This is a genomic window from Streptomyces sp. NPDC057249 (assembly GCF_042669245.1).
Lineage (GTDB): Bacteria > Actinomycetota > Actinomycetes > Streptomycetales > Streptomycetaceae > Streptomyces.
Window position 1 is genome coordinate 1 of the sequence record NZ_JBHUXS010000022.1, and the last position, 18533, is coordinate 18533.

Consider the following 18533-nt stretch of genomic DNA (forward strand, 5'->3'; position numbering starts at 1 on the left):
GCCCACTCCGTCAGATTCACGCCCTGAGAACGACACTCACTCATGCGTGGTTACGCTCACTCCCTCAGCTCTGAGGAACAGCAGGTGGATACCCCCCACGTCACCACCCGTCGCGCCGCAGCCCTGGCCGCCGTGGCCGCGATGGTCCTCGTCGGCATGCAGACCGGTACGGCGAACGCCCACCCGAACACCCCCGGCGACTCCGCCTCCGCCACCCCGGCCTTCAACAGCGCCTCGGCCCGCACCGCCGCCATCGAGTCCGCCCAGTCCGACGCCTCCGCCACCGCCTCCGCACTGAAGCTGGGCGCCAAGGAGAAGCTGATCGCCCGTGACGTGATCAAGGACGCCGACGGCACCGTCCACACCCGCTACGAGCGCACCTACGCCGGACTGCCCGTCCTCGGCGGCGACCTCGTCACCCACACCGCCGCGAACGGCCGGCTCAAGAGCGTCACCAAGGCGACCACCGCCCGCATATCCGTGCCGTCCACCACGCCGAAGATCAAGACGGCGGCGAGCGCCCGCACGGTGATCTGGGCAGGCGACGGCACCCCCGTCCTCGCCCTGGAATCCGTGAAGACCGGCGTCCAGAAGGACGGCACCCCCAGCCGCAAGCGCGTCATCACCGACGCCACCACCGGCAAGGTCCTCCAGAGCTACGAGGAGATCGAGACCGCCGGCATCGGCAACAGCCAGTACAGCGGCACGGTCGACCTCACCACCACCGCGTCCGGCTCCGGCTTCGAGCTGACCGACGGCGACCGCGGCGGCCACAAGACGTACGACCTGGGCCAGGGCACCAGCGGCACCGGGGACCTCGTCACGGACGACGACGACACCTGGGGCGACGGCACCGGCGACGACCGCCAGACCGCCGCCGTCGACGCCCACTACGGCGCCGCGCGGGCCTGGGACTTCTACAAGTCCGCCTTCGGCCGCGACGGCATCGCGGGCGACGGCAAGGCCGCGTACTCCCGCGTCCACTACGGCGACGCGTACGTCAACGCCTTCTGGGACGACAGCTGCTTCTGCATGACCTACGGCGACGGCGCCGACAACAAGAGCGCCCTCACCGCCCTCGACGTCGCCGGCCACGAGATGAGCCACGGCCTCACCTCGTCCACCGCCAACCTCGACTACGCGGGCGAGTCCGGCGGGCTCAACGAGGCCACCAGCGACATCCTCGGCACCTCCGTCGAGTTCTCCGCCGACAACGCCACCGACGTCGGCGACTACCTCATCGGCGAGAAGATCGACATCAACGGCGACGGCAGCCCGCTGCGCTACATGGACCAGCCCAGCAAGGACGGCGGCTCGGCCGACTACTGGGACAGCGGCGTCGGCGACCTCGACGTCCACTACTCCTCCGGCGTCGCCAACCACTTCTTCTACCTGCTCGCCGAGGGCAGCGGCGCGAAGACGATCAACGGTGTCGACTACGACTCCCCCACCGCCGACGGCTCCACCGTCACCGGCATCGGCCGGGACAAGGCCGTCCAGATCTGGTACAAGGCCCTGTCCGCGTACATGACCTCCACCACCGACTACGCGGACGCCCGCACCGCCACCGAGAAGGCGGCGACCGACCTCTACGGCGCCGACAGCGCCGAGCTCAAGGCCGTCGACGCGGCCTGGAGCGGCGTCAACGTGAAGTAACCCGTACGCGGGAGCAGAAGCGGGAGCCGGTCAGCCGTCCGCGGCGGGCCGGCTCCTGCCGTACAGCCACGCCTTCCACAGGTCCGACAGGTCCTGCCCCGTCTCCTCCTCCACGTACGCCGTGAAGTCCGCCGTCGACGCGTTGCGGTGCCGGTACTTCTCCGTCCAGCCCTTCAGCAGCGCGAAGAACTCCTCGTCGTCGTCCACCGCCTCGCGGATCTTGTGGACGACCATCGCCCCGCGCCCGTACACCGGATCGTCCGAGATGGCCGCGGCCGACGGCGGATCGGCGGGCGGGAACGCCCAGTTGTCCTCGTCCTCGTAGGCGTCGTCGAACGACTCCTCCGCCGGGGTGTCCTCCTTCTCCTCCTCCCACAGCCACTCCGCGTACGTCGCCAGACCCTCGTTCAGCCACATGTCGCGCCAGCTCTCCGGTGTGACCGAGTCGCCGAACCACTGGTGCGCCATTTCGTGGACGAGCAGCCCGGCGCTCGGCGGGCCGGGGAAGAACGGCCGGGTCTGCGTCTCCAGCGCGTACCCCGCGTCGTCCTCGCGGTCCACGATCGCGCCCGTCGCCGAGAACGGATACGGACCGAAGTGCTCCGCCTCCCACGCCACGATCTCCGGGACCCGGCCGACGGTCCGCGCGCTCGCCTTCGCCACCTCCGGGTCCACGGCCGTGAACACCGTGATGCCGTCGGCCGTCGTCGACGTCTTCGTCTCGAACCGCCCGACGGCCAGCGTGGCGAGATAGCTCGCCATCGGCTCGGCGGTGTGCCAGCGGAAGGTGGTGCGGCCCTTCTCCGTCACCGGCGGCCCGGCGAGCACTCCGTTCGACACCGCCGTGAGGCCCTTCGGGACCGTGACCGCCAGGTCGTACGCGGCCTTGTCGCTCGGGTGGTGGTTCCCCGGGAACCAGGCCATCGAACCGGTCGGCTCACCGAGCGCCAGCGCCCCGTCGTCGGTCGGCAGCCAGCCCTCCTCGGACCCGTCCGGGTCGGTGATCGTCTTCGGCGATCCGGAGTAGCGCACGAAGGCACGGAACGTCTCACCCTTCCGCAGCCGGTCCTCGACCTCCGCGTCCGTACGGAGCGTCAGCTCGTTGCCCGCGCGGTTCACGGCGGCCGGGCGGCCCTCCACGGTCGCCGAGTCCACGGTCAGCCCGGCCAGGTCCAGATTGAACGAGCTCAGATCCTGCGTGGCGCGCGCGGTGATCTCGGCCGTCCCGCGCAGCGTCTGCTCGTCCGGGTCCACGTCGAGCGTGAGGGCGTAGTGCGTGACGTCGTAGCCCCCGTTGCCCAGCTTCGGGAAGTACGGATCGCGCACACCGGACGCGCCCGGCTTCCCCTCGACCCCGCCGGAGCAGGCGGGCGCGAGGAGGGCGAGGGTGAGCAGGGGGAGGGCGGCGCGGGCTGCCCTGGGGGCCCTTCGGCGTACCGGAGTTCGATGATCCACACGGATGATCCTATGTGCGGAATGTCGCCATCCGGGGGTGGTGCGCCGGGTCACAGCACCGCGATCCCCAGCGGCCGTTCGCCCGCCGCCAGCCGGACCGGGGGCGTCCTCCCGTCGAGGGCGACGACCGTGATGCCGTTCCAGTAGCCGTCCCGGGTGAAGCCTCCCGTCACGTACGCCGTACGGCCGTCCCGCGACACGGCGACGTCCTCGTGCGGACCGTCCAGCCGCACGACGCGCTCGGAGCCGTCCGGCTCACGGATCGTCAGTGACGCCGCGTCGTCGCCGGAGGTGATCGGGCCGGTGCCGACGACGAGCAGCCGGCCGTCGGGGGTGAGCGCCGCCCCGTGCTGGTGGGTGTCGGCCGTCATCCGCTCGACGGCCACCTGCCCGGTGCGCGGGTCGAGGACCGCGAGCCGCTCGCCCTCGAACGGCAGCAGCAGCTTCCCGTCGGACGGCCGGACCACCGCGTAGTGCGGCTTCAGCCAGGACCCCAGCCCGCCCTCGGTCCCGTACGGGGCGACCTCCATGCGGCGCGCGCGGAGCGTGTCCGTACGGACGGACGTCACGTCGAACGAGTCGTGCCCGGTGGCGTACGCCTCCGAGCCGTCGCGCGACACGTCCACGTCGAAGGGCCGGCGCCCCACGGGGACCGTGCCGGTGACCGTCCGGGTCGCGGTGTCGATGACCTCAAGGACCCCGTCGCCGTCGGGCACGTTGACGCCGACGTACGCGTGGCGGCCGTCGGGGGCCAGCGCGATACCCATCCCGCCGCCCCGGTATTCCCCCGTCGTCACGGGCCCGGTCCGCGTCCGGTACGGAATCCGGGCCAGCCGCGTCCGCTTCCCGGTGTCCACGACCGCGACGCCCTCGGCGGTGGCGACCCACGCCCGCCCGTCCGCGCCGACCGCGACGCCGTAGGGGGCGGTGCCGACCTCCACCCGGTCGAAGACGCCCCGTACCGGGTCCACGAAGGACACGGTGTCGGCCCCGAAGTCGGCGACGAGCAGAGTCCCTTCGGGGGTCGCCCCGGGCTCGGGCGTGGCGGTGGGCGCGGGGGCCCGGGCGTCCGGCGCGGAGGGCGGCCCCCCACCGGGCGCGGCCGTACCCCCGCACCCGGCGAGCAGGGCGACCGCCGCGAGCACGGCCGCGACGGCGGGGGCGGCCCGGCGACCACCCGCACGGCGCGCCGGGCGGACGGGGCCGGCGCTCACCGCGTGCCCCCGCCGTCCGACGCCTCCGCGTCCCGCAGCAGCGCCGCGATCCCCGCGAACCCGCGCCGTTCCGCGTGCTCCAGCGCCGTCACCCCGTCGCCGTCCGCCAGCCCCGGCGTCGCGCCCGCCGCGAGCAGCAGCTCCACGATCTCCAGGTGCGCCCGGCCGCCGTCACCGAGGATCACGGCCTCCAGCAGGGCCGTCCAGCCCAGCCGGTTGACGTGGTCCACCGCGATGTCGGTGACCCTCAGCAGCTCCCGTACGTACGCGACATGACCGCGCTCACTCGCCGGGATCAACGCGATCCCGCCGAACCGGTTGCGCAGCTTCAGATCGGGCCCCGCCGGGAGCAGGGCGTGCAGCATCTCCACGCTGCCGGTGACTCCGGTGGCCAGCCACGGGCTCTCCTCGCGCCGGTCCTGCGCGTCCGGGTCGGCACCCGCCGCGACGAGCAGCCGGGCCACCTCGACGTGGTCCCCGTGGACGGCCAGGAGCAGCGGGGTGCGCAGTTCCTCGTCGCGGGCGTCGACCCGGGCGCCGCCCTCGATCGCGGTCCGCACTCCGTCGGGGTCGCCGGTGCGCGCGGCGTCGAGCAACTGGTGATCGAGGGCGTTCATGTCCGTCTCCCGGGGGTGCGCGTGCGTACTACTTGGCCAGGGCGGCGACGCCGGCCCGCGCGAACTTCTCGTCCAGGTCGCCGCTGGGCGCGCCCGCGACGCCGATGCCCGCCACCGGGGCGCCCTTGACCTGCACGGGGGCGCCGCCCCCGAGGAACAGCGTGCCAGGGATGTCCTTCAGGTTCGGGGCCTGGGCGAGCCGCTCGGCCAGCTCGGAGGTCGGGGCGTTCCACGACACGGCGGTGTACGCCTTCTTCTCGGCCGACTCGTACGCCTGCGGGCCCGAGCCGTCGCCGCGCAGGGTCAGGATCGTGTTGCCGTTGCGGTCCACCACCGAGACCGCGACGCGCTGGTTCTCCTTCTTCGCCGCGTCCAGGGCGGCCTTCGCGGCCTTCGTCGCGGCGTCGAGCGTCAGGTGCGTCGACTGCTGGAGGTTGCGGTGCGCGGTGTCGGCCTTGACGGCGGTCGCGGGGGCGGCGGCCGGGGTGGACGCGTTCGCGGACATCGCGCCGAACGTGCCGGCCCCGAGGGCGGCGGCGGCGACGGCACCGGTCAGGACGCGGGTACGCAGCGACATCTTCTTCATCAGGGGCTCCTCAGCGGGGGACGGAAGCGGGTGGTTCCCGCGTCCTGTCATCCATCGTTGGCCCGGAACCGCCTCCGGACGGTCGTCGTACCGGCTCGACCCGGCGCCCGGGACGGCTGACGTCCCCATCGGCCGATCGGTTGATGCGCGGGCGCCCGTCCGGGGTGACGATGGAATGTCCACGCAGGTCAACGGGGGTCCCCTTGGGACCGGAGAGGGGGTGCGAGGTGGATCAGGACGAGGGAACCGAGCGGCAGCCCCCGCCCTCGGACCGAACCGAACGGCACGGGTCCCGCCGCGACGCCGACGCGGCACGCAATGCCGACGCGGCACGGGGGCGCGGGGGTGCGCCGCGTGACGCCGCACGCCCGCGTCGCCGCCCGGGGTCGGCGGGGTCCCGGCCCGTCGACGACGCCGACACCCGCCCTCTCGCCCTCCTCATGCACGCCGCGTTCTTCCTGCTCCTCGGCGCCTCGCTCGCCCGGTTCCTGCTCCGGCACCCCGGGGAGGCCCGCACGCCCTGGATCATCGGGCTGTCCATCGCCCTGGCCGTGCTCTACGTCATGGGGCCGGTGCTCGGCTCGCGTCCCACCGCCCGCAGCCTCGTCTGGCTCGGCGGGCTCGTCGTCGTGTGGATGGTGGTGGTCGTCCTCGCGCCCAGCTTCGCCTGGTGCGCGGTGCCGCTCTTCTACACCGGGCTGCGCATCCTGCCACCCCGCGCCGCGTACGCCCTCGTCGCCCTGCTCACGCTGTTCGTCGTCGCCGCGCAGCTCCGCCTCGCGCACGGCTTCGACCCCAACCTCGTGCTCGCCCCGCCCGCCGTCGCCGCCGTCGCCACCGCCGTGTTCGTCCATATGCGGCGGCAGGCCGTGCGACAGGGCCGGCTCATCGACGACCTCCTCCGCACCCGCCGCGAACTCGCCGCCACCGAGCGCCGCGAAGGCACCCTCGCCGAACGCCAGCGGCTGTCCATGGAGATCCACGACACCCTCGCCCAGGGCCTGTCCAGCCAGCAGATGCTCCTCCAGGCCGCCGACCGCACCTGGGACACCGACCCGGCCGCCGCCCGACGCCACATCCGTACCGCCGAAGGCATCGCCGAACGCAACCTCGCCGAGGCCCGCCGCTTCGTCCACGACCTGGCCCCCGCCGACCTGGCCGAGGGCGGCGGCCTCGACGCGGCCCTGCACGCACTGGCCGCCCGCGAAACCGCCCAGGCGCAGGGCAGGCTCACCGTCCGCTGCCACATCGAGGGCGCCCCGCACACCGTCCTGCCCGACCGCACCCAGTCCGCCCTGCTGCGGATCGCCCAGGGCGCCCTGGCCAACGTCGCCGAACACGCGGGCGCCACCGAGGCCGCCCTCACGCTCACGCACCTGGACGACCGCACCGTCCTCGACATCGCCGACAACGGCCACGGCTTCACGCCCGCCACCGCCACCGGAAGCCCCGGCGGGGTGCGCGGCCACGGGCTGCCCGCCATGCGCGCCCGGCTGCACCAGCTCGGCGGCACCCTCACCATCGAATCGGCCCCCGGCGAAGGCACCGTCGTCACCGCCACCGTCCCCGTCGCCCCCACCCCCCAGGACCCCGCATGACCGCCGACCCCACCACCGACCGCATCCGCATCCTGCTCTGCGACGACCACGCCGTCGTACGCGCCGGGCTCCTCGCCCTCCTCGGCAGCGAACCGGACATCGAGGTCGTCGGCGAGGCGGGCAGCGGCGAGGAAGCCGTCGCGCTCGCCACCCGGCTCACTCCGGACGTCGTCCTGATGGACCTCCAGCTCGGCACCGGCATCGACGGCGTCGAGGCGACCCGCCGCATCGCGGCCCGGACCGGCACCCACGTCCTCGTCCTCACCACGTACGACACCGACGCCGACATCACGCGCGCCATCGAGGCCGGCGCCACCGGCTACCTGCTCAAGGCCGAACGCCCCGAGGAACTGTTCGCCGCCATCCGCTCCGCCGCCCAGGGCCGCACCACGCTCTCGCCGCCCGTCGCCAGCCGCGTGATGGCCCGCATGCGCGCGCCCCTGCCCACCCTCACCGACCGCGAACGCGACATCCTCGGCCAGCTCTCCCGGGGCCTGGGCAACCGCGAGATCGCCCGCGCCCTGTTCATCAGCGAGGCCACGGTCAAGACGCACCTCGGCCGCATCTACGACAAGCTGGGCGTCGACACCCGCGCGGGCGCCGTCGCCGTCGCCAAGGAACAGCGCCTGCTGCCCTGAGGCCCCCGGACCGCTGGTGCCGGACCGACACGCCGGGCATGACACCATCGGACCGTGCTCGACATCGGCTACTCCCTCTCCCGCCGCTTCCCCGACCCCCCGCAGACCGACTACCGCCGCGCGGACGTCCACGCGCTGCGGCACGACCTGTTCTCCGGGGACGTCTACCTCGCGGACACCAAGGAGGACCGCGAAGTATCCACAGCCTGGGGATGGGTGCCGGTGCTCGACTTCGCCTGGGCGCTGTGCGACATCGTGGAACGGATCGACCAGGACCCGCGCGGCAACCGCTCGCACCGCCGCCAGCAGGCCGAACTGGACTTCACCGAGTCCTCCGACCGCATGCTCTTCGAGCGCCGCTTCGGCTGGGTCGACATCGAGGCCGACTGGATGGACCCCGAGGAACCGCCGCTCACCTTCAGCCACTCCCTCCTGCGCCGCGAAGCCCGCGACTTCCTGCACGACCTGATCGCCGACCTGGCCGACATGCATGAGGGCCTGGCCGACAACCCGGCCGTCTGGGACCTCCAGTCCCGCTTCCCCCGCCTCTGACCCGGCCCGGCCGCCCCCTCACGCCTCCACCCGCACCCCGATCTGCGCCGCGAACGCCGGCGCCAGCTCCATCAGCTGCACCGGGCTGATCACCGCACCCGCCAGCCGCTCCACCCCCCGCGCGATGTCCAGCTCCGCGACCGCCCGCAGATCCACCGCCTCCATCCGCGCCGCGCTGAAGTCCGCCCGCCTCAGCACGCAGTCCCGGAACTCCACCCGCGTCAGCCGCGCGCCCCCGAAGTCCGGCTCCGCCAGCACGCAGCCCTCGAAGACGACATCCGTCAGCCGGGCCTCCCGCAGATTCAGGTAGTCGATCTTCCCGCCGCGCACGAGCACCCGTTCCAGCACCGCCCCGTGCAACTGCGTCCCGCCCAGCCGCGCGTCCACCACCTCCACGTCCCGCAGCGACGCCTCCGCGAGATCGGTGCCCACCCCCCGTACCCCCGTCAGCACCGCGTCCATGAACCGCGCCCGCACCAGCTCCGCCCGGTCCAGGGCACAGCCCTCCAGCGCGCAGTCCATGAACCGCGCGCCCCTGCCCGACGCGTCCGCGAGTTCCACCGACGCCCCGAACCGCACCCCGTCGTAATCCCCGTCCGGTACGAGCCCGTCCCCCTCGAACTCCACCAGCGGCGGCAACCGCACCTCCGGCCGCCGCGCCGCCTTCACACCACCGCTCCGACCACCACCGCGCACCATGCCCCCATCGTGACGCACGCCACTGACAACGCCCCGCCGACGCTTGACCTCAACCCTGCTTGAGGTCACAGGCTGGGGCCGACAGAGCCCGCACACCACTCCGGGGGGACCCGCCATGCACGCCGTACGACTCCACGCCTTCGGGCCCGCCGAAAACCTCGTCCACGAACACGTCGACACCCCCCGGCCCGGCCCCGGCCAGGTCCGCATCGCCGTCCGCGCCGCCGGCGTCCACCTCCTCGACACCACGCTGCGCCAGGGCATCCCCGGCCCCCTCCCACCCGCCCAGCTGCCCACCGTCCCGGGCCGCGAAGTCGCCGGCACCGTCGACGCGCTCGGCGAAGGCACCGACCCCGACTGGCTCGGCCGCGACGTCGTCGCCCACCTCGGCAACGTCCCCGGCGGCTACGCCGAAATCGCCGTCAGCGACACCGACCGGCTCCACCTCGTGCCCGAAGGACTCGGCCACGCGGAAGCCGTCGCCATGGTCGGAACCGGCCGCACCGTCCTCGGCATCCTCGGCTTCACCCCCCTCGGCCCCGACTCCCTCGTCCTCGTCACCGCCGCCGCCGGAGGCATCGGCACCCTGATCGTCCAGTACGCCAAGAACGCCGGAGCCACCGTCATCGGACTCGCCGGAGGCCCCGCCAAGACCGCCCGCGTCCGGGACAACGGCGCCGACCTCGCCGTCGACTACACCCGCCCCGACTGGCCCGACCACGTCCGCGCCCACCTGGACGCACTCGGCCGCCGCGCCACCGTCGTCTACGACTCCGTCGGCTCCACCACCGCCCGCGCCGCCGTCGACCTCCTCGGCAAGGGCGGACAGCACGTCATCTACGGCCGGTCCGGCAACGGGCACCCCTTCTCCCCCACCGAGGACGAACGCGAAGCACGCGGCATCACCTCCGAGAACGTCCTCGGCCCCGGCCTGTTCCGCAAGGGCGGCGGACCGCGCGCGCTCGAAACCCGCGCCCTCGCCGAAGCCGCCGCCGGCCGCCTGCGCCCCGCGATCCAGAGCTACCCGCTCGCCCGCGCCGCCGACGCGCACCGCGACCTGGAGACCCGGCGCACCATCGGCAAGGTGGTCCTCATCCCCTGACGGCGGAACCCGCCCGCCTCACGCCCCGCCCAGCTCCGCCAGCGCCCCGTCGGTCAGCCGGTACACCGTCCACTCGTCCTGCGGACGCGCGCCCAGCGACTCGTAGAACGCGATCGACGGGGCGTTCCAGTTCAGCACCGACCACTCCAGGCGCTCGTAACCCCGCTCCACACAGATCCGCGCCAGCTCCGTCAGCAGCGCCTTCCCGTGCCCGCCGCCGCGCCGCTCCGGGCGTACGTACAGGTCCTCCAGATAGATCCCGTGCACTCCGCGCCACGTCGAGAAGTTCAGGAACCAGAGCGCGAAGCCGACGACCTCGCCGTCCTCGTCCGACTCGGCGATGTGCGCGAACGCGGCGGGCCGCTCGCCGAACAGCGCCTCCCGCACGTGCTCCTCCGTCGCACGCACCTCGTGCAGGGCCTTCTCGTAATCGGCCAGCTCACACACCATGGCGTGGAGGGCGGGGACATCTGCGGGGGTAGCGGTACGAATCATGGGGGCAGCGTAAACAGCGCCCCGCCGACGGCTACCCCCGGCCCAGCACCACCCGTGCGATCTCCGCCTGCTCCGGCGCCAGCCGCCGCGCCCCGCCGGACACCGTCCAGCACCCGTTCTGCAGTACCCGTCCCAGCGTCCACGCCGCCGCCCGCTCCCGGTCCAGCCCCAGCACTCCGGTCAGCACGTCGAACCGCCTCCCCACCGCGTCCGCGTCGAACCTGTTCACCAGCGCGGGCAGCAGCTCGAATCCCGGGTCCCCCACCAAGGGCTTCGGATCGATGGCCACCCACCCGGACCCGCCGTCCGCCGCCAGCACGTTCCCGAAGTGCAGGTCCCAGTGCAGCAGCCGGTCCCCCGGCTCCGCCGCCACCTCACGCACCGCCGCCGCGCAGTCCCGTACGAGCCCCCGCTCCTCCTCGTCCGCCAGCGCCGCCACCACGTCCGGCGCGGCGGCCAGCATCCGGGAAGCCGCCTCCGCGAGCCCGCGCAGCCCGTGCCCGGCCCCCGCCGCCCCCGGCCGCACCGCCGTCAGCTCCGCCAGCAGCCCGGCGATCACCCGGACCGCCCGGTCCGCGTCCGGCTCACCCTCCAGCGAACGGCTTCCGTCCAGCCGCTCCAGGAGCATCGCCCCGGACTCCGGATCGTGCTCCAGCAACCGCACCGCCCCGGCCCCCGCCGCACCCCACAGCCGCAGCGCGACCGGCTCCCCCACCGTCTCCGCGTCCACCGGCTGCAACTTCAGTACCGCCCGCCGCCCGTCCCCCACCCGCACCACCGGCACAACCAGCGCGCACACCCCGTGCATCACCGCACCGTCCCGGCGCAGCCCCCACCGCTCCATGCACTCCGCCGCCATCCCCGGCAACGCGGCCACGAACGCCCGGCCGGCCTCCCCGTTGTACGCGGACTGGGTGGCGACGAGCTCATCCGGAATCTCGATCACGGCCCCGATCGTAGGAGCGTGCGCCGACCGGGCAAGCCCTCCGGCCACCCAGCACGGCCCGGCCGGCTCCTCCGCGCACCGGTTCCTGGATCCGCAGCGCCCCCGGCACCTACCTCTGGCTGGCCGCCCTCCTCGTCACCACGGTGATCGTCCACCAGATGTCACCAGCCTTCGAGGAGGAGTTCCTCGTGCCAACGCTCCACCAACATCCACGAGCTGTCCCGCGCCCCCGTCCGCGTCCTCATCGCCGGCACGTCGCCGCCACCGCCCACGTCCTCGCCACCCTCGTCAGCGAATCCATCCTCGCCTGGGCCATCCGCCACGGCCATGCCCCGCCCTCCGCGGCCGACACCCTCGACATGGGCGCCAGCTACGCCCTGGCCGACGTGATCGCGGTCCTCACCTACTGCATCCCCCGCCCCTGGCGCCCGCCGTACCTCTTCGCGGTCCTGGTGATCTACACGCTCCCCCTGACCGCCAACCCGACGTTCACGGACATCGGCCACCTGACAGCGGCCCTGATCGGGCTGGGGTGCTATCCGCTGACGCGGCGCGGGGCATAAAAAAAACCAGGTCAGCGGGGCGCTGACCTGGGATTTGAGCCGCCTGTCGGAATCGAACCGACGACTTTTCGATTACAAATCGAACGCTCTGGCCAACTGAGCTAAGGCGGCAACGCGCACGCTGAGAAGGCCACGCGCGCGATCCTCACTTTACACAGCACCCCACGTTCTACTCCACGAAGATCTCTCGCCCCCGTAACCACCCGAGCACCCGTGCGTTAAGAACACTGACGTGCTGATCCGGATATCGGACGGCCGAGGGGCGGGGAGGGCTCATGGCGGACACCGAGGACCAGCGGACGCGCGTTACGGGCGACGAGGCCAAGCGCATCAAGCGCGAGGCACTGGGCATCGGCGACCGCAGAAAGCATCAGGGTCGTGCGGCCACGGCCATCAAGAGCAGGGTCAAGGAGCCGGGTACGCAGCAGCGCGTGTACCGCTACCGCTTCTACCCCACCCCCTCGCAGGCCGAGCAGTTGGAGAAAACGTTCGGGGCCTGCCGTTGGGTCTACAACGAAGGGTTGGCACTCCGGTCGGGTGCGTGGGAGCAACACCGTGTGTCCGTCGGCTTCGCCGAGTCGTGCCGGGCGTTGACGGGCTGGCGGCAGGCGCCGGAGACGTCGTGGCTGCGCGAGGTCTCGTCGACGGTCCTTCAGCAGGCGTTGCGCCATCTGGACGGGGCGTTCACACGGTTCTTCAAGCAGTCGGCGAAGTATCCGCAACGAAAGAAGAAGCATCGGTCACCGGATTCGGCGAGCTACGTACGCACCGGCTTCCGGTGGTCGGAGGATCCCGAGCGGCCCGGCACGGGCCTGGTGACACTGGCGAAGCAGACAACGCCACTGGATGTGCGCTGGTCCCGGCCCTTGCCGGCTGGTGCGGCGCCGGTGAGGTTGTCCGTGACGCGTGACCGCGCCGGCCGGTACTTCCTCGCGGTGCTGGTGGAGGAGTACATCGCTCATCTGCCCACAGCGCTCCTGCCGGGCAGTCGCGAGCCGAAGGCCGTCGGAATCGACCTCGGCCTGGCCGCCCTCGTGACTCTGGACGACGGAACGAAGGTGGACCATCCACGGCTGCTGAAGAAGTACGACAAGGAGCTGGCGCGGCTGCAGCGGGGTCTACACCGCAAGAAGAAGGGGTCGAACAACCGGGGCAAGGCCCGGAAGCGGATCGCTCGGCTGTACGCGCTGATCAGTGACGTACGCAGAGGCATGCTGGACCAGTTGACCACCCGCCTCGTGCGCGAGAACCAAGTGCTCGTGGTGGAAGACCTGGCCGTCATGAATCTGCTGCGTCCGGCAGTCGGGAAGGGCCGGCGCCGCAAGGCCCGGCTGAACCGGTCGATCATCGATGCCGCCTGGGGTGAGCTCGTACGGCAGTTGCGGTACAAGTGCGCGTGGTACGGGCGGACGCTGGTGATCGTGGACCGCTTCTTCCCGTCGACACGGCGGTGCTCCGACTGCCACGCGAAGGGGCCGTCGCTCGACGTGTCCGTACGGGAGTGGACCTGCACGGATTGCGGTGCGGTCCACGACCGGGATGTGAACGCGGCGCGGAACCTCCGTGACGAGGGCATGCGGCTGTACTGGCTCGTGGCCACCGCGCTGCCGCCGGGACGGATGCCACCGCCGGTGATCAAGGCGTCGGAGCTGGCAGACGTACAGCTGGCTGCGTAAGAAGTACTGCGGTACGGACCGACGGGCCGTCGGTCGTCATGCCTACGGAGCCCATGTAAGACCGGTCGGGAGCGCCCCTCAGGGGTGCGTCCGGGCGGCGGGGGCGTCGAAGCAGGAAGTGCGTGCGAGGCACGAGGCCAAAAAGCCGGCGCTCTGCCCTGCGCGTGCGGGTCAAAAGTGCGGTGCTCTGCCATCCCGCACGCACACGGTCAAAAGGCCACCGCTCTGCTGCGAGATTTTCCTCCCCCAAGAACTACTGACAGATTCGAAACCGCCAGGTAGCGTCCTTGCAGGTTCACTCCGATGGACCAGACCACTCCCTTACAACGGATCGTCCGGCACGTTCCTGCCGGTGGAGGAGAAGAATCAGCATGGCCAGTGTCACGTTCGACAAGGCGTCCCGCGTCTACCCCGGCTCCACGAAGCCCGCGGTCGACCAGCTCGAGATCGACATCGCGGACGGTGAGTTCCTCGTCCTCGTCGGTCCCTCCGGTTGCGGCAAGTCCACCTCCCTCCGCATGCTCGCCGGCCTCGAGGACGTCAACGGCGGCGCCATCCGCATCGGCGACCGCGACGTCACGCACCTGCCGCCGAAGGACCGGGACATCGCCATGGTGTTCCAGAACTACGCGCTGTACCCGCACATGACCGTCGCGGACAACATGGGCTTCGCGCTCAAGATCGCCGGTGTCAACAAGACCGACATCCGGGCGAAGGTCGAAGAGGCCGCCAAGATGCTGGACCTCACCCAGTACCTGGACCGCAAGCCGAAGGCGCTCTCCGGTGGTCAGCGCCAGCGTGTCGCGATGGGCCGCGCGATCGTGCGTGAGCCGCAGGTCTTCCTCATGGACGAGCCGCTGTCGAACCTCGACGCCAAGCTCCGTGTCTCCACCCGTACGCAGATCGCCTCGCTCCAGCGCCGCCTGGGCATCACGACCGTGTACGTCACCCACGACCAGGTCGAGGCCCTGACCATGGGCGACCGCGTCGCGGTCCTCAAGGACGGTCTCCTCCAGCAGGTCGACTCGCCGCGCAACATGTACGACAAGCCGGCGAACCTCTTCGTGGCCGGCTTCATCGGCTCCCCGGCGATGAACCTGGTCGAGGTCCCGATCACCGACGGCGGCGTGAAGTTCGGCAACAGCGTCGTCCCGGTCTCCCGCGAGGCGCTGACCGCCGCCGCGAACCGCGGTGACACCACCGTCACGGTCGGCATCCGCCCCGAGCACTTCGACATCGTCGAGCACGGCGGCGCCGCCGGCAAGGCCCTCGTCAAGGACACCTCGGGTGCCCCGGCCGGCCTGGCCGTCTCGGTCAACGTGGTCGAGGAGCTCGGCGCCGACGGCTTCGTCTACGGTGCCGCCGAGGTCGGTGGCGAGCACAAGGACCTGGTCGTCCGCGTCGGCGGCCGCGCCGTTCCGGAGAAGGGCACCAAGCTGCACGTCGTGCCCCGCCCGGACGAGCTGCACGTCTTCGCCACGTCGACCGGTGAGCGCCTCACCGCCTGACGTCGCACCCGCTGTACGGTGGCCCCGCACGCTCGTCGTGCGGGGCCACCGCGCGTTCCGGGCCGGGTTCGCGGCGGCGGAGGCGTGTGAAGCGAGCGGGGGCGAATTCCCCGCCAGAACGGTCATTTCGCTCCCGCTCGTCAACACGCGATTCGAAAAGCGCACTCGAACCATCCCCCGCGAGAGTGACGTAATGTCGCCACGCCATCACCGGCCGCTACGCTCGCTGCGTGACCCACACCGTGCGCCGTATCGGCCGAACCCTCGCTTTCGTACTGCCCGTCGTCATGGTCCTGTCCGGGACCCTCGCGGTCACCGCCGTGCCGTGGGCAGCCAGCAACTCCGACTCGCAGCTCCTCGCCGCGTCGGCCCGTACCGTCTCCGACGCCAAGGGTGCCGAAGCCGCCGTCAAGCCGCGGGCCCCGCAGGACGTCCTGCGCGACCGGCTCCTCCAGGAGCTCCGCGCCAAGGACCCCGGGGTCGCGCTGACGGACCTCCAGCGCGCCGTCGAGGGGCGCCCGTCGCTCGCCAAGCACTGCATGTCCATCGCGAAGACCCTGGGCAAGGCGGCCGTCGAGAAGTACGGCCCGACGCGCGCGCACCGCTTCTCGCGCCCCGTCTGCGACACCTCGTTCGCCTCGGGCGTCGCCCAGTTCAGCTGACCGGCGCACCACTCCCCGCTGCCGGGCACGGCCTATCGTGCCTGGCATGCATACGTTTCCGACGCAGGCCGTGATCCTGGCGGGTGGCCAGGGGTCACGGCTGCGCCCGTACACCGATGACCGCCCCAAGCCGATGGTCGAGATCCCGGGCACCGGGACGCCGATCATCGGCCATCAGCTTTCCTGGCTGGCCGCCGAGGGCGTGACCGACGCCGTGGTGTCGTGCGGGCATCTGGCCGAGGTGCTCCAGGAGTGGCTGGCCGATGCGGTGCTGCCGCTGCGCGTGACGACGGTGGTGGAGTCCGAGCCGCTGGGGCGCGGCGGGGGCCTGAAGTACGCGGCGGCGCGGCTGCCCGAGCCGGACGAGCCGTGGTACGCGACCAACGGGGACATCTGGACGCGGTTCTCGCTGCGCGAGATGGCGGCGTTCCACGCGGAACGCGACGCGACGGCGACGCTCGCGCTGGCCCGGCCCCGGATTCCGTGGGGTGCGGTGGAGACCGACGCGTTCGGGCACATCACCGACTTCATCGAGGCGCCGCCGTCGCCGTATCTGATCAATGCGGGGGTGTACGTGTTCTCCCCCGCGTTCACGGGCATGCTGCCGGACCTGGGCGATCACGAGCGGACGACGTTCCCCCGGCTGGCCCGCGAACGCCGGCTGGCCGGCTACCCGTTGCCCCACGGGGCGTACTGGCGGGCGATCGACACCGCGAAGGACCTGACGGAGGCCGCCAAGGAGCTGGGCGAGCGGTAGGACGTACGGAAGCGGGGCGGGCCCGGAGGATGTTCCTCCGGGCCCGCCCCGTTCGCTGCCTCAGGGGCTCCCGCGGTCAGCCGAGGAGGCCGCCGATCGGGTTGCGGCCCCCGCTGCCGCCGTCCCCGCCGCCCGAGCCGGCGCCGGGGTCGGGGTCGGTGCCGCCGGTGGTGGAGCCGCCGCCGGTGCCGGTGGTCCCGGAGGAGCTGGGGCCGGAGCTGGTGGCGGGGGGCTGCTGGGGGGTGGTCTGCTGCGGGGGCTGCTGGCCGGTGCCCTGGGTCTGGCTGGGCTGTCCGGTGCTCGCGCCCGCCGCCTGGCCCGTCTCGCGGACGCTGCCCGAGGAGGGCGTGGAGGCGTCGGCGGACGGGGTGCTGGGTGCGGTGCTGTGGGACGGGGCGGGCTGGTGGCCGGTGGGGCTCTTGGACGCCTTGCCCTTGCGGGACTTGTCGGGGAGGGGCGAGCCGGGGAGCTGGTTGGTGGGCACGCCGTGCGGGCCGGGAACGGTGACGACCTCCGTGGAGCGGACGGCGCCGCCGAGGACGGAGCCGATGAGCAGGGTGAGGCCGACGACGACGCTGGCGACGACCGCGCCCCGGCGCAGCACGCGGCGGCGCAGGTCCCAGATCTCGGAGCGGGGGCCGAGCTTGCGCCAGGCCTCTCCGGCGAGCCGCCCGTCGATGGAGTAGACGGGGGCGCCCGCGATGATCAGCGGGCTCCAGGCGGCGAGGTAGATGATGTCCGGCGCGTCGTAGGCGGCGACGGTGCGCCAGCTGACGGTGACCAGGAGGGCGGCGGACAGCAGGGCGCCGACGGTGGCGGCGACGCGCTGCCAGAGCCCGAGGACCGTGAGGACGCCGACGACGACCTGGAGGAAGGCGATGGAGAGGCCGGCCCCGACGGGGTGCGAGAGGGCGAACTCGCGCAGCGGCTCGGCCATCGCCCACGGGTGGAGCGAGTTCAGCCACTTGACCATCGAGCCGCGCTCGCCGCCGTCGAAGTACACGGGGTCGCAGAGCTTGCCCATGCCGGCGTAGATGGAGATGAAGCCGAGGAAGACCCGCATCGGCAGGAGGACGACGCCGAGGTTCATGCGGCGGCCCGGGTAGTACGCGTGGCGGACGTCGTCGGCGCCGCCCTGACGCCGGCCGCGCTCCTCCTCGTCGGTGAGGTCGACGGCGGCCTCGTCGTCGTACGGGCCCCGCTCGTCGTAGCCGTCCGGGTCGTACGGCCCGGGGTCGACGGGGTCGTAGGCACCGACCGCCCGGCGCATGGGCGGCAGCAGGGGCCCGCCGGAGCGGGGTGCGCCGATGACGGGGTTGGGCTGGGTCTCTTCGAGCGGGGACTCGTCGAGGCGCGGGATGACCTGGGTGCCGGCACCGCCGCGTCCGTGGTCGAACTCGTAGGAGGCGTACGGGTCGTAGGGGTCGTACGCGGTCTCCGGGCTGCCGGTGGTGGAGTTGCGTACGGCCTGGAGGAGCCCGGTGGCGCCGGGGTCGCCGGGGGCGGACTTGCCGCTCCAGACGACGGGGGCGCGCCGGCCGCGTCCGGCTCCGGGGGCGCTCATGGCGGGAATCCTGGGCGCGCCGGCGGGGGTCACACCGCGCAGCCGTGCGCGCTGGCCGGGGGCGAGCTGCACCCGGAAGCTGGCGTGGTTGACGATGACCTGCGCAGGGTCGCAGTCCACCTTGGTCATGCTCAGGGCGGGTAGTTCGTCGAACCGAGGCGTTCTGGTGTCCACACTCATCTAACCGAGTGATGTGTGATTAGGACACTGCCTTGACCGTGCCGAAGGTGTCCGAGACCCGTCAA

Annotated in this window: 18 protein-coding genes and 1 tRNA gene; 10 read left to right on the top strand and 9 right to left on the bottom strand. The window is 72.5% G+C overall.

What is annotated here, in order from left to right; all coding sequences use genetic code 11:
- The first annotated feature begins 141 nt into the window (after window positions 1-141).
- Window positions 142-1656 carry a M4 family metallopeptidase gene (locus ACFUJY_RS30420; RefSeq protein ID WP_383305719.1) on the top strand — a complete coding sequence of 505 codons (1515 nt, stop codon included), beginning with the start codon at window positions 142-144 and terminating at the stop codon, window positions 1654-1656.
- A 30-nt stretch (window positions 1657-1686) separates the two neighbouring features.
- On the opposite strand, the gene ACFUJY_RS30425 is transcribed toward ACFUJY_RS30420, so the two are convergent.
- From ACFUJY_RS30425 to ACFUJY_RS30440, 4 genes are read right to left on the bottom strand one after another with little or no spacing between them, the layout of a single operon-like run.
- Window positions 1687-3111 (bottom strand): M1 family metallopeptidase, encoded by a 1425-nt coding sequence (locus ACFUJY_RS30425; RefSeq protein WP_383305613.1) that lies wholly within the window; start codon window positions 3109-3111, stop codon window positions 1687-1689.
- Window positions 3112-3161: 50 nt separating this feature from the next.
- Window positions 3162-4325 carry a hypothetical protein gene (locus tag ACFUJY_RS30430; protein ID WP_383305614.1) on the bottom strand — a complete coding sequence of 388 codons (1164 nt, stop codon included), beginning with the start codon at window positions 4323-4325 and terminating at the stop codon, window positions 3162-3164.
- The gene (locus ACFUJY_RS30435; protein ID WP_383305615.1) at window positions 4322-4942 is read right to left on the bottom strand and encodes an ankyrin repeat domain-containing protein; all 621 of its coding nucleotides are present in this window, start codon (window positions 4940-4942) and stop codon (window positions 4322-4324) included. The genes ACFUJY_RS30430 and ACFUJY_RS30435 overlap by 4 nt, the downstream gene beginning before the upstream one ends.
- A gap of 28 nt (window positions 4943-4970) precedes the next feature.
- Window positions 4971-5528 carry a heme-binding protein gene (locus ACFUJY_RS30440; protein WP_383305616.1) on the bottom strand — a complete coding sequence of 186 codons (558 nt, stop codon included), beginning with the start codon at window positions 5526-5528 and terminating at the stop codon, window positions 4971-4973.
- 227 nt (window positions 5529-5755) lie between these two features.
- Between ACFUJY_RS30440 and ACFUJY_RS30445 the strand changes: the two genes are divergently transcribed.
- The 3 genes from ACFUJY_RS30445 to ACFUJY_RS30455 are packed head-to-tail and all read left to right on the top strand — an operon-like array spanning window position 5756 to window position 8316.
- The gene (locus tag ACFUJY_RS30445) at window positions 5756-7126 is read left to right on the top strand and encodes a sensor histidine kinase (protein WP_383305617.1); all 1371 of its coding nucleotides are present in this window, start codon (window positions 5756-5758) and stop codon (window positions 7124-7126) included.
- Window positions 7123-7764, top strand: coding sequence for a response regulator (locus ACFUJY_RS30450; RefSeq protein WP_383305618.1), 642 nt, complete (start codon window positions 7123-7125; stop codon window positions 7762-7764). The genes ACFUJY_RS30445 and ACFUJY_RS30450 overlap by 4 nt, the downstream gene beginning before the upstream one ends.
- Window positions 7765-7818: 54 nt before the next feature.
- Window positions 7819-8316: a hypothetical protein gene (locus ACFUJY_RS30455; protein ID WP_383305619.1), complete on the top strand. Its 498-nt coding sequence runs from the start codon at window positions 7819-7821 to the stop codon at window positions 8314-8316.
- 18 nt (window positions 8317-8334) lie between these two features.
- On the opposite strand, the gene ACFUJY_RS30460 is transcribed toward ACFUJY_RS30455, so the two are convergent.
- Entirely contained in the window at window positions 8335-9015 is a 681-nt protein-coding gene (locus ACFUJY_RS30460) for a pentapeptide repeat-containing protein (protein WP_383305620.1), read from the bottom strand.
- 115 nt (window positions 9016-9130) lie between these two features.
- Between ACFUJY_RS30460 and ACFUJY_RS30465 the strand changes: the two genes are divergently transcribed.
- Window positions 9131-10117, top strand: a complete 987-nt coding sequence (locus tag ACFUJY_RS30465) for a zinc-binding dehydrogenase (protein ID WP_383305621.1) — start codon at window positions 9131-9133, stop codon at window positions 10115-10117.
- An 18-nt stretch (window positions 10118-10135) separates the two neighbouring features.
- Here ACFUJY_RS30465 and ACFUJY_RS30470 read toward each other — a convergent pair whose 3' ends face one another.
- Entirely contained in the window at window positions 10136-10612 is a 477-nt protein-coding gene (locus ACFUJY_RS30470) for a GNAT family N-acetyltransferase (RefSeq protein WP_383305622.1), read from the bottom strand.
- Window positions 10613-10643: 31 nt separating this feature from the next.
- Window positions 10644-11558 carry an aminoglycoside phosphotransferase family protein gene (locus ACFUJY_RS30475; RefSeq protein WP_383305623.1) on the bottom strand — a complete coding sequence of 305 codons (915 nt, stop codon included), beginning with the start codon at window positions 11556-11558 and terminating at the stop codon, window positions 10644-10646.
- A gap of 158 nt (window positions 11559-11716) precedes the next feature.
- Between ACFUJY_RS30475 and ACFUJY_RS30480 the strand changes: the two genes are divergently transcribed.
- Window positions 11717-12121 (top strand): rhomboid-like protein, encoded by a 405-nt coding sequence (locus ACFUJY_RS30480; protein WP_383305624.1) that lies wholly within the window; start codon window positions 11717-11719, stop codon window positions 12119-12121.
- Between the two features lie 37 nt (window positions 12122-12158).
- Here ACFUJY_RS30480 and ACFUJY_RS30485 read toward each other — a convergent pair.
- Window positions 12159-12232: transfer RNA gene (locus tag ACFUJY_RS30485), tRNA-Thr, on the bottom strand.
- Window positions 12233-12396: 164 nt separating this feature from the next.
- Between ACFUJY_RS30485 and ACFUJY_RS30490 the strand changes: the two genes are divergently transcribed.
- The 4 genes from ACFUJY_RS30490 to ACFUJY_RS30505 all read left to right on the top strand — a co-directional run bounded on the left by ACFUJY_RS30490 (window position 12397) and on the right by ACFUJY_RS30505 (window position 16724).
- Window positions 12397-13797, top strand: coding sequence for an RNA-guided endonuclease InsQ/TnpB family protein (locus tag ACFUJY_RS30490; protein WP_383305625.1), 1401 nt, complete (start codon window positions 12397-12399; stop codon window positions 13795-13797).
- A 371-nt stretch (window positions 13798-14168) separates the two neighbouring features.
- The gene (locus tag ACFUJY_RS30495) at window positions 14169-15305 is read left to right on the top strand and encodes an ABC transporter ATP-binding protein (protein ID WP_383305626.1); all 1137 of its coding nucleotides are present in this window, start codon (window positions 14169-14171) and stop codon (window positions 15303-15305) included.
- Between the two features lie 230 nt (window positions 15306-15535).
- A complete protein-coding gene (locus tag ACFUJY_RS30500) occupies window positions 15536-15967 on the top strand; it encodes a hypothetical protein (RefSeq protein WP_383305627.1) in 432 nt (143 codons plus the stop codon).
- Window positions 15968-16013: 46 nt separating this feature from the next.
- Window positions 16014-16724, top strand: a complete 711-nt coding sequence (locus tag ACFUJY_RS30505) for an NDP-sugar synthase (protein ID WP_383305628.1) — start codon at window positions 16014-16016, stop codon at window positions 16722-16724.
- A gap of 76 nt (window positions 16725-16800) precedes the next feature.
- On the opposite strand, the gene ACFUJY_RS30510 is transcribed toward ACFUJY_RS30505, so the two are convergent.
- Window positions 16801-18417 carry a DoxX family membrane protein gene (locus ACFUJY_RS30510; RefSeq protein WP_383305629.1) on the bottom strand — a complete coding sequence of 539 codons (1617 nt, stop codon included), beginning with the start codon at window positions 18415-18417 and terminating at the stop codon, window positions 16801-16803.
- Window positions 18418-18533 lie beyond the last annotated feature (116 nt).